The 14735-nt window shown below is 48.0% G+C and carries 14 protein-coding genes; 7 read left to right on the top strand and 7 right to left on the bottom strand.

What is annotated here, in order from left to right:
* Window positions 1-38 precede the first annotated feature (38 nt).
* The 4 genes from AB4Z45_RS14295 (at window position 39) to AB4Z45_RS14280 (ending at window position 4664) form a co-directional block, all read left to right on the top strand.
* Window positions 39-1631, top strand: a complete 1593-nt coding sequence (locus tag AB4Z45_RS14295; RefSeq protein ID WP_441910017.1) for a histidine kinase N-terminal 7TM domain-containing diguanylate cyclase — start codon at window positions 39-41, stop codon at window positions 1629-1631.
* A gap of 39 nt (window positions 1632-1670) precedes the next feature.
* On the top strand, window positions 1671-3038 hold the full coding sequence (locus tag AB4Z45_RS14290) for a TrkH family potassium uptake protein (RefSeq protein WP_441910015.1): 1368 nt from the start codon (window positions 1671-1673) through the stop codon (window positions 3036-3038).
* An 86-nt stretch (window positions 3039-3124) separates the two neighbouring features.
* Entirely contained in the window at window positions 3125-3832 is a 708-nt protein-coding gene (locus AB4Z45_RS14285; protein WP_441910013.1) for a futalosine hydrolase, read from the top strand.
* 1 nt (window position 3833) lies between these two features.
* Window positions 3834-4664 carry a 1,4-dihydroxy-6-naphthoate synthase gene (locus tag AB4Z45_RS14280; protein ID WP_441910011.1) on the top strand — a complete coding sequence of 277 codons (831 nt, stop codon included), beginning with the start codon at window positions 3834-3836 and terminating at the stop codon, window positions 4662-4664.
* 325 nt (window positions 4665-4989) lie between these two features.
* On the opposite strand, the gene AB4Z45_RS14275 is transcribed toward AB4Z45_RS14280, so the two are convergent.
* The 4 genes from AB4Z45_RS14275 to AB4Z45_RS14260 all read right to left on the bottom strand — a co-directional run bounded on the left by AB4Z45_RS14275 (window position 4990) and on the right by AB4Z45_RS14260 (window position 8830).
* Window positions 4990-5370, bottom strand: a complete 381-nt coding sequence (locus AB4Z45_RS14275) for an ArsR/SmtB family transcription factor (protein WP_076266383.1) — start codon at window positions 5368-5370, stop codon at window positions 4990-4992.
* Between the two features lies 1 nt (window position 5371).
* Window positions 5372-5800 carry an SRPBCC family protein gene (locus AB4Z45_RS14270; RefSeq protein ID WP_441910010.1) on the bottom strand — a complete coding sequence of 143 codons (429 nt, stop codon included), beginning with the start codon at window positions 5798-5800 and terminating at the stop codon, window positions 5372-5374.
* Window positions 5801-6302: 502 nt separating this feature from the next.
* On the bottom strand, window positions 6303-7484 hold the full coding sequence (locus tag AB4Z45_RS14265; RefSeq protein ID WP_441910008.1) for an amidohydrolase family protein: 1182 nt from the start codon (window positions 7482-7484) through the stop codon (window positions 6303-6305).
* A 98-nt stretch (window positions 7485-7582) separates the two neighbouring features.
* The gene (locus AB4Z45_RS14260) at window positions 7583-8830 is read right to left on the bottom strand and encodes an amidohydrolase family protein (protein WP_441910006.1); all 1248 of its coding nucleotides are present in this window, start codon (window positions 8828-8830) and stop codon (window positions 7583-7585) included.
* A 244-nt stretch (window positions 8831-9074) separates the two neighbouring features.
* On the opposite strand from AB4Z45_RS14260, the gene AB4Z45_RS14255 reads away from it, so the two are divergent.
* Window positions 9075-10745, top strand: coding sequence for a PucR family transcriptional regulator (locus tag AB4Z45_RS14255; RefSeq protein WP_441910005.1), 1671 nt, complete (start codon window positions 9075-9077; stop codon window positions 10743-10745).
* 72 nt (window positions 10746-10817) lie between these two features.
* Here the strand turns inward: AB4Z45_RS14255 and hxlB are convergent, their stop codons facing one another.
* The 3 genes from hxlB to AB4Z45_RS14240 all read right to left on the bottom strand — a co-directional run bounded on the left by hxlB (window position 10818) and on the right by AB4Z45_RS14240 (window position 12483).
* Entirely contained in the window at window positions 10818-11375 is a 558-nt protein-coding gene (hxlB, locus tag AB4Z45_RS14250; protein ID WP_441910003.1) for a 6-phospho-3-hexuloisomerase, read from the bottom strand.
* Window positions 11376-11383: 8 nt separating this feature from the next.
* Window positions 11384-12016, bottom strand: a complete 633-nt coding sequence (gene hxlA / locus AB4Z45_RS14245; RefSeq protein WP_076266387.1) for a 3-hexulose-6-phosphate synthase — start codon at window positions 12014-12016, stop codon at window positions 11384-11386.
* Window positions 12017-12147: 131 nt separating this feature from the next.
* Window positions 12148-12483 (bottom strand): winged helix-turn-helix transcriptional regulator, encoded by a 336-nt coding sequence (locus AB4Z45_RS14240; protein ID WP_441910001.1) that lies wholly within the window; start codon window positions 12481-12483, stop codon window positions 12148-12150.
* Between the two features lie 276 nt (window positions 12484-12759).
* Here AB4Z45_RS14240 and AB4Z45_RS14235 point away from each other — a divergent pair, with 276 nt between their 5' ends.
* Together AB4Z45_RS14235 and AB4Z45_RS14230 are read left to right on the top strand one after the other, a co-directional pair.
* Window positions 12760-13479 (top strand): 3-ketoacyl-ACP reductase, encoded by a 720-nt coding sequence (locus AB4Z45_RS14235; protein WP_441909999.1) that lies wholly within the window; start codon window positions 12760-12762, stop codon window positions 13477-13479.
* Window positions 13480-13584: 105 nt separating this feature from the next.
* Window positions 13585-14604 carry an LLM class flavin-dependent oxidoreductase gene (locus tag AB4Z45_RS14230; protein ID WP_441909998.1) on the top strand — a complete coding sequence of 340 codons (1020 nt, stop codon included), beginning with the start codon at window positions 13585-13587 and terminating at the stop codon, window positions 14602-14604.
* Window positions 14605-14735: the final 131 nt, after the last annotated feature.

The raw sequence follows: 14735 nt of genomic DNA, 5'->3' as shown, positions 1-14735 counted from the left end.
CGTATTATCATTCCGCTACATTGGGAGTCGCTTATGTCATGACTATGAATTCCCCTATGTCACAGTATATTATTATTGTCATTATTTCAGGCGTTCTTAGCGTGCTGCTTGCCATATATGCTTATTACAACAAGAATAAATTTTCGGGCATGAGCGTGTTTATGTGGATGACCGTTCTATCAGCCGTATACACCTTTGCTTTCGCATTTGAGCTTGCCAGCGATTCGCTTCAAGAAATCCGTTTCTGGTTAAACATTGAATATATAGGCATGCCCTTTATCGCTCCTTGCAGCCTCCTGCTCATCATGCACTATGTTGGGCTAAATAAATTCAATACGTTCAAAAAATCATGGGTCTTATTCGTTATTCCTGCCATAACGCTGCTCATGGTTACTACCAACGAATACCATAATCTCTTTTATAAAAACTTATATTTGCGGCCTCATGTTGCCACAACAGTGGTGGATGTAGTGCCTGGCATCTGGTATTACGTTCATGGCGGATACACTTTCGGATCTATGCTCGCCAGCTTGTTTATATTGGCGCGTCATTGGCAGAAGACAAAATCCATTTATCGCAAGCAGATGCTTACACTGGCAGTAGGCATCACACTGCCTATGCTAGGTGCGCTTATGTATGTGCTCGGTCAAACTCCGCTTGGGATGGACCCTGTTCCGATTCTTATGTGTGTGACATCCATATTGTATGTCACATCCATATTCTCGACTGCGCTGCTGACCGTTGCGCCTATCGCGCGGGAACATATCTTTGAGAGCATGCGCGACGGCGTTCTCGTTCTTAATTTAGAAAATCAAATCATGGACTTTAATGGCGCAGCCACAACGATTATTCCTGCGCTTACTCCTTTAGCGATTGGCCAGAAGCTGGATCACATTTGGAAGCGCGGAGCCGAATCAGGCGCCTTTTCCTTCGGAATGGACGAAACCGGAGAATACGAGCAGGAGTTCAAATGGATTCGAGGCGGGGAAACGTTCTACTACCGGATAAGAGCCTCCAACCTATTAAAGCCAAATGGCCAGCTTGCTGGCAGAACCATCGTGATGATCGATGTGACGGAATACACGCTGCTTCAGAATAAGCTGCGCCATCTCGCAGAAATTGATGGGCTTACTTCTATTTATAATCGAACCTTCTTTATGGAAAAAAGCAGACAGCTTCTTTCCTCTGCCCATCAAACGAAGCAGCCGCTTTCGTTTATTTTGTTTGATATCGATTATTTCAAACAAATCAACGACCGTTATGGGCATAGCTTAGGCGATTTTGCATTACAGCATGTCGTAATGATTTGCCAGCAAACGCTCCCGGCTGATGCCTTATTCGGACGTTATGGCGGAGAAGAGTTCGCTATAAGCTTGCCGAATACGTCACTTGTACAAGCTGGTCAAATCGCTGAGCAGCTCCGTGCAGCCATTGCCGGAAATCCGCTCTACAGCGCGTCCAGGGCGATATCAATCACCGCTAGCTTCGGGGTGGCAGAGGCAAAATCAGCCGATGTTCCGCTTGAAGCGCTGCTGAGTGAAGCAGACGTGGCACTCTACCTCTCTAAACATAGCGGAAGAAACGCAGTGCATTTGTCCAATCAGGAACGTGTACATGCAAATGAACAATAATAACCATACTAGCATGAAAGAGATAGGTGGGATGACCTCATGTTTAAGCTTGCTGCCTTGCGCGAAAAGTTGCGTTTTCGGCCAAGTCCTCCGCAAGTAATGACCTTCGGGTTTATATTTATTATATTGATTGGCGCCGAGCTCTTATCGCAGCCCATATCCTATACAAATGATATTTCGCTTTCTTATCTGGATGCTTTGTTTATGTCGACCAGCGCGATATGCGTAACAGGGCTTACTGTATTAAATCCCGGCACTCATTTCTCCACTTTCGGACAGGTTGTCATAATCGCATTAGCCCAAATCGGCGGATTAGGTTTTATGACGATGGCAACCTTATTTGCTTTGCTGTTTCGCAAACGCATTTCGTTTCGAGAGCGGCTCGTTCTGCAAGAATCTATGAACTATGGCTCAACAGAAGGCATTGTACGCATGATTCGTAAAGTTCTACTCTATGCTCTAGTCATCGAGTTAACCGGGGCGGTATTGCTTAGCAGCTATTTTATGCTGGAAATGCCGGTCGGGAAGTCGATTTATTTTGGCATCTTCCATAGTATTTCTTTTTTCAACAATGCTGGCTTTGATTTGTTTTCCCAATTTCCCGAACGAGCAAGCAGTCTTATCCATTACGTGGAGGACCCGTTCGTTAATATCGTATCGATGCTGTTGATCTTTTTTGGCGGAATCGGGTTTATCGTCATATCAGAGCTTGTGAACTATCCAAAAAACAGAAAGCTCAGCTTGCATAGCAAGGTCGTTTTGTCTGTTACCGGCCTTCTTACCGCAGTTGGCGCGATTGTTATTTTTGCATTGGAGTTTTCCAATTCCAGCACACTTCAGCCATTATCCGCAGCTGGAAAAATGCTTGGCGCCTTGTTCCAATCGGTTACAGCTCGTTCGGCTGGGTTAAGTACGGTTGATCCCAGCATGCTGCGAGAGGTTACACAGTTTTTCATCATCCTGCTTATGTTTATCGGTGCTGGCCCCGGCTCAACGGGCGGCGGTATTCGTGTAACGACCTTCGCTATTCTCATTGGAGCAATCGTTGCGATGATGAGAGGCAAAGAAGATGTCGTGATGTTCCGTTATCGCATATCCAAAAACCAAATTCATCAAGCGATTATGTTCACCATGATTGCTTTCTCGATTATTTGCGGGGCGACCATGCTCCTCTCCATTACGGAGACAGGGTCTTTTCTTGCCATATTGTTTGAAGCGACCTCTGCCTACTGTACGGTTGGCATGTCCGCAGGATTAACGAGCCACTTGAGTGAAATAGGAAAAATTATTATTATTTTGCTTATGTTTGTCGGACGGCTAGGGCCTGTCACGTTGGCTTTCGCGCTTAACACCCGTTCCAAAAAAGAGCTCTACCGCTTTCCTGAAGGCAAAATCACCATTGGTTAGCTTATATTTGCATCGATAATCTGGTGAATGATACGATAGCTAAAGGCTAGTCGTTCCGGAAGGCTACTAAAGGAGTCAACTTCATAATGATTTTAAATTCACATACCGATTCGATACTGGAATCTCGTGAGGAATGGCGCAATAGAAGTAAACGAGTGCTGATCGTGACTGCGGTTGATACCGAGCGCGATGCGATTCTTCGTGGGCTAGATGGATTAAACCGTGTCGACGTCATAACAGCTGGAGTAGGCGCAGCATCGGCGGCAGCACACACAGCGGCGTACTTAACGGCTGCAGCTGAATCCTACGACTTGGTTATAAGCGCTGGCATTGGCGGCGGTTTTGTCGGAAAAGCAGAGATAGGCTCATTAGTCGTTGCCGACCTCATTGTTGCTGCTGACCTAGGTGCCGAGACGCAGGATGGTTTCCTTAGCTTGGACGAGCTGGGGTTCGGATCAGCACGTATTGCTGTAAGCACGACTTGGAATGATCGTTTGTATGCTGCTATTCAATCAGCGGGCTTAAAGGTTTGCAGCGGCGCTATTCTTACCGTTACAACAGCAACAGGTACAGCTGAGACCACTGCTGCGCTAAGCAAGCGAATCAGCGGTGCGTCTGCGGAAGGAATGGAAGGCCATGGAGTAGCAGTAGCTGCGTCCGCACTTGGTATTCCAGTTACTGAAATTCGCGCGATATCCAATGCGGTTGGACCGCGGGATCGCTCCGCGTGGCGCATTGGAGAAGCATTAGCCTCATTAGAAGCAGCTAGCAAAGCCATACGGGAGGTTTTTTAAAATGAATATCGCTTATTCACCCTGTCCAAATGATACTTTCGTTTTCCATGCTTGGGCGCACGGGCTTATTCCGGGTGCACCTGAGCTGGACGTCACCTATGCCGATATCGATATTACGAACAATTGGGCTGCAAAAGGCAAAGGGCCCGAAGTGATGAAAATATCTTACGCTGCACTCCCTTGGGTATTGGAAGATTATAAGCTTCTACCTTGTGGAGGCGCACTGGGCAGAGGCTGCGGACCGCTCGTATTAACTGCTGGGGAAATAAAAAGTGCTGCTGATCTAGCAGGCAAACGAGTAGCTGTACCAAGTGAGCGCTCAACCGCTTATCTCTTATTCCGATTATGGGCGGCTCAGCATATTCCGAACGGGGATCTTGAAATTATCGTTATGCCCTTCCACGAAATTATGCCTGCCGTTCGCGATGGTCAAATCGATGCGGGACTCGTTATTCATGAAGCCCGCTTCACTTATCCCACATATGGACTCAGCATGCTGACTGATCTAGGCAGCTGGTGGGAATCAGACACAGGCTTGCCTATTCCGCTTGGGGCCATCATCGCTAAGCGCTCATTGGACACAGATGCCATTACCAATTGGGTTCGCGAATCCGTTGAATATGCATGGGCTAATCCCGAGGAATCTCGCCCCTATATTATGATGCATGCGCAGGAGCTCTCACCAGACGTTGCGCAGGCGCACATCGATTTATACGTCAATGAGTTTACTGGAAATCTTGGTGAAGACGGGTATGCCGCGATAACTGCACTGCTTGGCCGTGCTGCTGAAGAAGGGCTCGTCCCAAGCTTCGACTTGTCACTGTTGCGCTAGCGTAACGCTATTTAGAAACGAAGGCTTCGCAGCAGACCCGCTCCCATCTACACTGCATTTTCTTGCAATGTAGAAACTCATCTGCAGCCTGCTTGTGAGCTGCGCTTTTTGCGGCAAAATGAACAACAATGCCCCCAATTCCGACGAATTGGGGGTTTTCTATTATGATGGCTTCAACAGAGCAAAAGCGCTGCCTTACTTTTCACTAGCCTTGTTTTCGCACGCGAGTCGATCTGTTTAGTCCGCACTAAAAAAAAGAGGCTGCATCTAAAGTAGAAAAATCTACGATAGGAGCATCCTCTTCTTTTACAGCTACACTCTGACCTTACTTGCTGGAATCCTTTTCTATAACCGTAAGCGGGCCAAACGGGTCTGCAGATGAATCTTCATCTGCTTCGACAAAGCGCTTAAGCGCAAACAGTTTATTTTCCCAATAACGCTCATAATAGGCCAGCCATCGCTTCAGCTCAAGGAGAGGCTCAGGATCGAGCCGGTAACGCGTTTCCCGTCCAACCTTCCTATCCTTAACGAGTCCAGCATCCGCCAAAACACGCAAATGCTTCGAAACCGCCGTACGGCTCATCGTGAAATGACCGCTTATAACGGTAACCGGCAGCTCCTCATCCCCAAGCAAATGCAGCAGCTTGCGACGCGTTGGGTCAGCAATAGCCTGAAACACGTCATGCTTTGGTGCGGGCTCAGCCATATTAGGCCTCTACATAAGCGCTAAGTTTCTGAACAAGACCAACCCAGCCGCCTGACATGCGATCACGAACCTCTGCATGCGACTGTCCGAACTCCGTAACTTTATTCGCATCCCAGCCAGAGTGAACAAGGGTGAATTCCGTTTTACCTTGCAAATCAGACAGTTGGAAGCTGAGCGACCAATCCTTGCCCCATTCAAAGGTTAGGCGAGTCGGCGGTTCAAGCACGGTTACTTTGCAAGGGGAATTTCCGAAAGGCCCCGCTTCCAAATGAAATTCATAACCGAGCTCCGCTTGAAAATTGTTCGGCATAAACCATGCGGCAATACCCTCGGATGTTGCAACAGCGTCCCATACTTTTTGAATCGGCGCGTTAAGTATCAGCGTTTGTCTAATATCAGACAGCGTACCTTGTGTATTATTGTTTTCCAACTCATGACCTCCATTTAATGTATCTTGGCAGTTTATAGATAACAATATGAAACCATTTGGTTTCGTATTGAGATTATATAACACCTTTTGGTTGCACGTCAAATAGGTAAACCAAACCAATCGCTAGTTTACCCATTCAACTCTTCCCTTATTTCATATCGTAGTATAGAACCTGGCTCAATTCATGGAGCGAGCCAAACGACTGCTTATTTTAATCTAAACACGCATGTCAAACGTCCGATCCGAATTTGCCACTTGCCCTATTGAAGCTTTTGGCGCCACTGCGCTGACAGCTTCCTCGGAAGGAGCAGCCCTTCCTCTCTATGCTCGCTTTACCTTTGAAAGCCAAGCATACAGAAAAATAATGAACACCATATGAACGAGCGGCAGTACTGAGCAGTGAACCAACCTTATATTGTGAGTCCTTTGTCTCTCTGTTTGTCTCTGTCTCTGTCTCTATCTCTGTCTTTTCCCTTGGCTCTAGCTTTGACTATGCCTATTCCTATGCCTTCGTCATCGCTTCCGCCCATTTGCCGCCTACCAGCTTCCCGTTAGAGAAAGCCGCGGTGCGAGAAGGAGCATAAGCCAGCGCATGCTTCGCATTAAGCGCAGCTACTAGCATAAAGCTGGCAGGATCGCCTTCCTTGGGCGCAAGTGTCCCCGCTGAAATAAGCGGATAAGTTTGCAGCAGTTCGTCATCAAGTATCCAGCCGAATTTTTCTGCCAGCTTCGCACCTCTTGCGAGCAAATCCCCATTGCCGAAAGGACTCCAAGCATCGAGAATATTATCCGAGCCGACGTGTACGCGAACCCCTTCTTCTACTAGCTGATCTACGCGAGGCATTGGTCTATCGAGTGGAACGCTCGTAATGATCGCTACGTCATTTGCTTTCAGCTGCTGAGCGAGCTCTTTGGATTCTGCTTCGCTCACTTGCCCTAAGCAATACGCATGGCTGACTGCTGTTTTTCCGGCTTTACCCGCTTGTGCTGTCAGTTCAGCAAAGCGGCTTATCGTATATAGACCTAAGTGGCCGGGATCATGCAAGTGAAGGTCAACGCCCGCATTAAACTCCGCACTAAGCTCAAACATAGCTTCAAGACTCCGATCGACTTTGCGATCAAGCCCCGCCGGATCAACACCGCCGACATATTCGGCTCCAGCACGCATAGCTTCCTTCATCACCTGCAAGGAATCCGATCGAAGAAGTCCTTGCTGCGGGAAAGCTACGATCTCCATTTCCATAATTCCACGGTACTCTTCCCGCACCGTTAGCACATCCTCCAAATGCGAGATGCCGAGCTCTGGATCAACATCTATATGCGTCCGAATTTTGGTGGTGCCATGGCTGAGGACCAAATCGATCAGACGACGCGCACGCTCGGCTGCCGTAGTCGGCAGTGAAGCCAGCATGGACTTCTCAAACGCCAATTGTCCGGGCAATGTGAGAAAAGGCTGCAGCGGCTTCCACGGCTCACCCAAAAAATGTTTGTCCAAATGGATATGCATATCGGTCGTCGCCGGCAAATACTGCATTCCCTCAGCATCCCTTACGCTACCCGTGTTCACGCCAGCAGAATCATTATTGCTTGGCGTTATTTTTGAAATCGTACCCTTCTGCAAGTCTAGTGTCATATCAAATAAACGATCATTAATAAGAACTCGATTTAGTTGTGTGATGTTCAACTTTTCCACCCTCTACCATTTTATTGGATTAATATACGCCTAATTAGGCTGCTATCATACGAGCATCTTGTATTTATACGGGCATTCTATATCAACGCTTAGGCTTGCAAAAAACCTTGCAAGCTGCTCGTGACACAGGTCTCTGCCACCTTAACACCACGTTTCCATACCGTTCTGTGCTCTGGCTTACCGAGTAGAATGTCCCGTTCGGACGGCTCTGCAAATAACACCATATCAGCTTCTGAGCCCAGCTGCAGTCCATAGCTCTTGATCCCAAGCGCTCTTGCGGCTCCCTCTGTCAGCATCTTAATCAATTGGCGAGCATCGCCTTCACCGCCCATATATGCGGTTATTGCAAGCAGCCATGCGATCTCCAGCGGATCGGCTTTGCCAAACGGAGTAAACGGGTTGCGTATATTGTTAACGCCGACAACAACGTTCACCCCCTTCTCAAGCAGCATACCTATCGGCGTTAGTCCGCGTCGCTGCTTCTCCTGATCACCTCTGCCGCCAATAAACAGGTCGGTGGCCGGCAGTGTCATGATATGAAGATCGGCTTCCTTAATCAGATCAGCAACAACTTCCGCTTGCCTGCGTTCCAGCGAACCGAGCGAGGTTACATGCCCTGCAGAGACAAGGCCTTGCATCCCTGCTGCATTCGTTCTGTCAGCAATTTGAACAATTGCAAGCTGTTCGGGGTTATCCGAGAAATCAGCGTGAAAATCGATCGGCTTGCCGTATTTCTCCGCAAGTTCGAATACATACTGCAGGTGCGCTTCAAGGTCATCATCCTGATACGTAATGCCGCCTACCACATCGCCTCCGGAACGCATGGCCTCATCCATGAGTTCCGCCGTACCTGAACTTTTGAATATGCCCTCTTGAGGAAACACTACAATTTGTATATCAAGGGCGTGCTTCACCTTCTCCTTCAGCTCAAGCACAGCCTCAAAGGCTGTCAAACCAAGGATAGAATCAACCTCCACATGGCAGCGCATATGCGTGACTCCGCTGCGAATCGCTTCACGAATAACAGCAAGCGAACGCGACTTCATATCTATCGGGGTGAAGTCATGCTTCATATCCGCGGTCATGCGAATCGCCTCAGATAAAGAGGCTGCTTCCTGAGCCATTCGCGAGAGCAGATAAGATTTCTCCAAATGAATATGCGGCTCTACAAAACCCGGCAGCAGCATCCCGCCAGCAGCGAGCTCTATGAGCTGTGCTTCAGGTACAAATTCGCTCCCGCTTGGCGCTAGGTACTCGATCTTTCCCTGCCGCACTCCAATATCCATGAGCCTTGTTTCATTCTGTAAACGAACTTGTGTGAGAAGTAAATCCAGCAATGTCCTCACCTCCGATTATCATCTGAACGATGAGACAAGCCTTACGGAGAGGCTCACCCATCATTTGTTGTTTGGCATGTAAACCCTTGAAAAGAGCATACCTGCTTGCCTACGAACTGTCATTGTACGTTCAATACAAATCTTATTTATATTTTTGGATGAAACGTCTAACATATTCTTTACAGCATTCTTGAATACTGCTAGCTTTTATATCAGGAACTAAACCGGAGAGGGATGAATAAGAATGCTGCTCGAACAATTGCTGTTACACCCAATATTTTCTGGATCAACGGTCATTGCAGGCCACAGCGGCTTATCCCGTGTCGTTGAAACCGTTAATATTATGGATGCCCCCGACATCATTCATTTCTTAAAACCTGGCGAGCTGCTGCTTACAAACGGCTACTTTATGAAGGAAAATCCTGAAGCTCTACTCGATCTTATATTGAAGATGAATCAATTGAAATGCTCTGGCCTGGCAGTAAAGACGAGACGTTTTGCCCTCGACATTCCCCAAGAGATCAAGGATGCGGCCGATCGTATCCCGTTTCCGATTATCGAAATCTCTTCGGTTGAGCATTCGCTCGGAGAAATTTTGCAGCGCTCGACCAGCGTTATTTTAGATAATAAAAATGATGAGCTGCAGCATTCGCTGACCGTCCACAAACAATTTGCTTCAATGATCATGAAAGGAAACGGTATTCCAGAAATTGTAACTGCCCTTACGCAGCTGCTTCACTCGCCTGTTGTGCTGCTTAACAGCAAGCTGCAGGTTACGTCTCACTCGCATCACTTCAAGCTGCCTAAGTTTCTGCCTCTCGTATCAGCAGTCGAAACCGTTCTAAGCAGCCAGCCCTCTCTTCAAACTGCAGCACACCTCTGCTTGCTTGATCCCGCTTTACACGAATACCGCCATGTAGCGATCTATCCGATATTCACCTATAGGCATGAGGGTTTTTTGATTACCTTTCAGCCAAAACAAGCTCCATCAAACCAACATGACTTAACGCTAGAGCAGGCCTCGAACGTCATAGGCATGGAGATGTCGAAGCTGCAGGCGGTAAAGGAGCGTTCACGTCGGTACAAAAATGAATTTTTCTCCGATTTAATTGATGGTTTTATCGGTTCTGAGCAAGAGGCTTTGCATCGCGGCAAAAAATACGGTCTCAAGCAAAAAGGGAAATATCTGCTTTTAGCTGCAAAGAAGGATGAGCAGACAAATCCTAGTGAGAGCCAAACAACTAATGCTGCGGCTCTGTTCGACGAGCGCCTGATCTCTGAGCGGGATGTGCAATATGAGCTGATTAAACGCCATTTTTCCTTGCTGGGTGAAGTGTTCGTCATGTTTACCAAAAATGATTTGTTCGGGATGCTCTTGTTCATTCAAGAGTCCAAGTGGGAGGAGGGTACGTTCCTCAAGCATTTATCCGCTATGACGTCTTTGCTGTTTGAGCAATCCCAGCTTAGCATCTCGCTTGGCGTCGGAAATCCGGTCACTAACGTACTTGATATCGGGCTGTCGTATAATGAGGCAGTCAAAGCGCTGCAAATCGGTTACCAAATGAAAAAAACGAGGTTTGTTCAGTCCTATCAATCCAAGGATATCAGCTATCTCTTCCGTATGATTCCCGATGATGAGCTGAAGCAGTTTTACGAGGAAACGTTTCAGTGCTTCTCTTCTATTGACGAAACCGAGCAAAAGGAGCTGATGCGGACGCTGAATGTGTATTACGATACACAATGCCAGCTCGTCGAAACGGCTAAACGGCTTTTTGTGCACCGTAATACGGTTATTTATCGATTGGACAAATGCGAGAAGCTGATGGGCATTAAGCTCAAAGACGCCACTGAAAGCCTTCGCTTCCGTATCGCCTTCGCTATCGAGCCGTTATTACGAAGAGATCCTAGCCGTTAGAAAGTTAGAAATAAAAAAAGGGACGATCCCTGGCCGCATCGCGCCCTAGAGAAAGTCCCTTCTAAACTACAGCTATTCTAAATTCGCATGATTGCCATACATCGCTTGTCCGCTTAACGCCTGCTTGTCCATCAATCGCAAAATAATAGCGTCACATACAATCAGCAGCATTTGCTCAAATAATGAGCCCATCGGCTGAATCGTAGCCGCTTCATTCGCTGCCTGATCCTTCGGAGCGCCAGGCAGCTTGACGACGATGTCAGCCAAATTGCCGATCGTCGATGCCGGCGAGAGGGTTAATGCGCCTACCGCAGCTTCCAAGCTTCGCGCTTTCTCCGCCATCGGCACCAGCGATTTTGTCTCGCCAGAGCCGGAGCCAATTAGAAGCAAATCACCTTTGCTCAAGCTGCGCGTAACCGTCTCACCAACGACATATACATCCAAGCCGAGATGCATCAGCCTCATCGCGAACGCCCGCATCATCAGTCCCGAGCGGCCAGCTCCTGCCACGAATACGCGTCTTGCCGAGCCAACAGCTTCAGAAAGCAGCTCCAATTGATCCTCTGACAGCTGACCCGAGGCTTGATTCAGCTCCTGCATGATAGCAGCTAGATTATTCTCTTTTGGCATCCTTCGAATTAACCTTGCTTAATCAATTGCTGCATTTCGGCAGCCGCTGCTTTAATATCGGCTTGTCCTGTAATGCCGCCGCCTACGATAACAAGATCAGGGCCAGCAGCGATAACTTCCGGCAAGGTGTTCAGCTTAATGCCGCCTGCCACAGCTACCTTCGCATTTTTGACCACTGCTTTAATAGTGCGCAAGTCCTCGAAGGAGTTTTGGCCAGCCGCTTGCAGATCGTAGCCCGTATGAACACAAATATAATCAACGCCGAGTGCATCGACTTCAGCCGCACGCTCCGCCAAGTTTTTAACGGCAATCATATCAACCAATATTTGTTTTCCTTGTTTCTTCGCTTCATCGACGGCACCCTTGATGCTCGCATCCTCTGCAACACCAAGAATCGTTACGATATCCGCGCCAGCTTCAGAAGCTTTCATCACTTCGTAGCCGCCTGCGTCCATAATTTTCAAATCCGCAAGTACGGTCAGGTTAGGAAAAGCTTCCTTAAGCGCTTTGACCGCATGCAAGCCTTCATTGATTACGATTGGCGTACCAATTTCCACGACATCTACAAAAGATTCAACCTGCTTCACAACTTCAATAGCCCCTTGAATATCAACAAGATCCAGTGCTAATTGTAATTTCATCTATATTCACTCCTCATAGGTTCTGTTTATTTCACTCACAAGGCCTATTCTAGAGAGTTGCGGATGAAAAAAAAAGTACGCACTTTTATGTAACGTAGTACCCATTTGGGAACTATGAGCAGCCATTTCTGTCATTTTTCGTGCAGCTCAGCCGTTCTTTCTTGATGCTGCTCGCCCCATTTCGACATGACGTTCAGCAGCTCCTTCACCGTTAAGCCGTACTCTGTTAAAGAGTACTCTACCTTAGGCGGCACCTGAACATACACCTTGCGATCAATGATCGCGTCTTCCTCTAATTCTCGCAGCTGCTGCGTAAGCATTTTTTGGGTAATGGCCGGCATCTCCCGCTTCAGCTCGCCGAATCGATGCGTTCCTGCAGTCAAATGACAAAGAATAACTGGCTTCCATTTCCCGCCTATGACTTTCAAGGTCAACTCTACTGTTTCTTTAAAATGCTGATCACCCAATGTGAGCGGCTCCTTTCGTCAAAACATTATACAAATCTACATATGCAATCACTACGCTGCCTGTCTAATTCACCAGAAAATCGCATGATAACTGGCATTATGAGAAAGCGCCATCATCATTCTGTCCTATTTTCAAATATAAAGTTGGTACTTGCAATCCTTAGAATATAGCTCAATAATAAGACACAACGTAGTAAATTCCTCATTATGAGGATATCATATCTATGCCGCTTCATACGAATCAAGCAATCTACAATGAATAGAGGAGAGATAACCATGGAATTAAAAAATAAATCAGCAATCATTACCGGCGCAGGAAAAGGCATCGGCAAAGCGATTGCTGTTGCTTTAGCTGCAGAAGGCGTCAACCTTGGCATCATTGCTCGTACAAGCGCCGACTTGGAAACGTTGAAAGACTCCCTTACAAGCACTTATGGAATTAAGGTCTATATTGCAACCGCCGATATCGCTGTTAAATCGGATGTCGATCAAGCGATTGCATCACTCAAAGAGAGCTTAGGCTCCATCGATATTCTAATTAACAATGCAGGAATCGGTACATTCGGCACTTTACTTGAAATGGATCACGAGCAGTGGGAGCGCATCATCCAAACGAATGTGCTCGGAACCTACTATGTGACCCGCGCTGCACTTCCAACTATGCTGGAGCAAAGCGGCGGAAGCATCATCAATATCGCTTCTACGGCTGGCGAACGCGGTTTTGCAACCGGCTCCGCTTACTGTGCTTCCAAGTTTGCTGTCATGGGCATGACTGAGGCGCTTATGCAAGAAGTCCGCAAATCCAATATTCGTGTAACTGCCCTAACGCCAAGCACAGTCAACACAGAGCTTGCTTCAAACGCTGGCCTGAAAATTGGTGACGAGGATCGCATGATGCAAGCTGAGGATATGGCTGCGCTGGTTCTTGCAACGTTGAAGCTGCCTGACCGCGTATTTATTAAAGCCGCAGGGATCTGGACTACAAACCCGCAATAATAGACTTAAGAATAATGCCCCACGCCCTTGCTGGCGCTGGGGTTTTACGTATACTATCCGTGCAGCAGCATCCCGCTGTGCGCCACATGGGAGGTAAATTCAACGATGTCTATACACAATATTCCCTTTTCGATATTAGATCTTGCACCAATCGTAACCGGCAGCTCGCCCGCTTATTCATTCCGCAACACACTTGAGCTAGCCCAGCACGCTGACAAATGGGGCTACAATCGGTTCTGGCTCGCCGAGCATCATAATATGCCCGGCATCGCAAGCTCAGCCACTTCAGTTGTTATCGGCTACGTAGCTGCTGGAACAGAAAAAATCCGCGTGGGCTCTGGCGGCATTATGCTTCCGAATCACGCACCGCTCGTCATTGCCGAACAGTTCGGTACGCTCGAATCCATGTATCCAGGCCGTATCGACCTTGGGCTTGGAAGAGCGCCAGGCTCTGATCAAGTGGCAGCCCGCGCGCTGCGCCGCGGACTTGGCAGCAACGGCGAGGATTTCCCAGAGCAGCTGAACGAGCTGCGCCATTACTTCCATCCGAGCGCTGAATCACGCGGCGTATTGCCAAGGGCTGTTCCCGGCGAGGGTCTAGATGTTCCGATCTGGCTGCTTGGCTCGAGCGGCTTTAGTGCACAGCTTGCTGGTCACCATGGCCTCCCGTTTGCTTTTGCCAGCCATTTTGCGCCGGATTTCCTGCTGCCTGCGTTGAAGCTGTATCGCGACAACTTCCGTCCATCGGAGGTGCTGGATAAGCCATATGCGATGGTTGGCTTGAACGTCATTGTCGCTGATTCAGATGAAGCCGCTAAATTCCTAGCCACCTCTCAGGAGCAAGCCTTCCTGAACCTCATAAGAGGACGCATGGGGCAGCTGAACCCGCCAGTTGACAGCATGGATGGCCTATGGAACGAGCAGGAGAAAATGATCGTTCAAAAGCAGCTCAGCTTCACCATTGCCGGCACCAAAGCAACGGTTAGGGACAAGCTGAACGCCTTAATTGAACAGACTGGCGCTGACGAGTTGATTGTCGTTAGCCAAATTTATGATCAAGCGGCGCGCCTTCGCTCCTATGAGCTGCTCGCTGAAATTTTTAATGAAAACTCAGCAGCACAATAATCGAACCAAGAGCAGTATCCGAGGCGTACAACGCTTTGGATGCTGCTTTTTCTATGCTCACCTGTACCCATGGAAACCAGTGACAATTCTTTGGTGTAGTTTTTGGCCTATTCAGCAATACTAAGTAAATC

Source organism: Paenibacillus sp. MCAF9 (assembly GCF_052114265.1).
Classification (GTDB): Bacteria; Bacillota; Bacilli; order Paenibacillales; family Paenibacillaceae; genus Pristimantibacillus.
Note: the sequence above shows the minus strand (reverse complement) of the source record. Positions and strands in the feature narration are given on the sequence as shown.

What these genes read in the sequence shown, in the direction of transcription:
- AB4Z45_RS14295 (WP_441910017.1), top strand. Translation starts at nt 39, where the DNA reads ATGACTATGAATTCCCCTATGTCACAGTATATTATTATTGTCATTATT.
- AB4Z45_RS14290 (WP_441910015.1), top strand. Translation starts at nt 1,671, where the DNA reads ATGTTTAAGCTTGCTGCCTTGCGCGAAAAGTTGCGTTTTCGGCCAAGT.
- AB4Z45_RS14285 (WP_441910013.1), top strand. Translation starts at nt 3,125, where the DNA reads ATGATTTTAAATTCACATACCGATTCGATACTGGAATCTCGTGAGGAA.
- AB4Z45_RS14280 (WP_441910011.1), top strand. Translation starts at nt 3,834, where the DNA reads ATGAATATCGCTTATTCACCCTGTCCAAATGATACTTTCGTTTTCCAT.
- AB4Z45_RS14275 (WP_076266383.1), bottom strand. Translation starts at nt 5,370, where the DNA reads ATGGCTGAGCCCGCACCAAAGCATGACGTGTTTCAGGCTATTGCTGAC.
- AB4Z45_RS14255 (WP_441910005.1), top strand. Translation starts at nt 9,075, where the DNA reads ATGCTGCTCGAACAATTGCTGTTACACCCAATATTTTCTGGATCAACG.
- hxlB (WP_441910003.1), bottom strand. Translation starts at nt 11,375, where the DNA reads ATGCCAAAAGAGAATAATCTAGCTGCTATCATGCAGGAGCTGAATCAA.
- hxlA (WP_076266387.1), bottom strand. Translation starts at nt 12,016, where the DNA reads ATGAAATTACAATTAGCACTGGATCTTGTTGATATTCAAGGGGCTATT.
- AB4Z45_RS14235 (WP_441909999.1), top strand. Translation starts at nt 12,760, where the DNA reads ATGGAATTAAAAAATAAATCAGCAATCATTACCGGCGCAGGAAAAGGC.
- AB4Z45_RS14230 (WP_441909998.1), top strand. Translation starts at nt 13,585, where the DNA reads ATGTCTATACACAATATTCCCTTTTCGATATTAGATCTTGCACCAATC.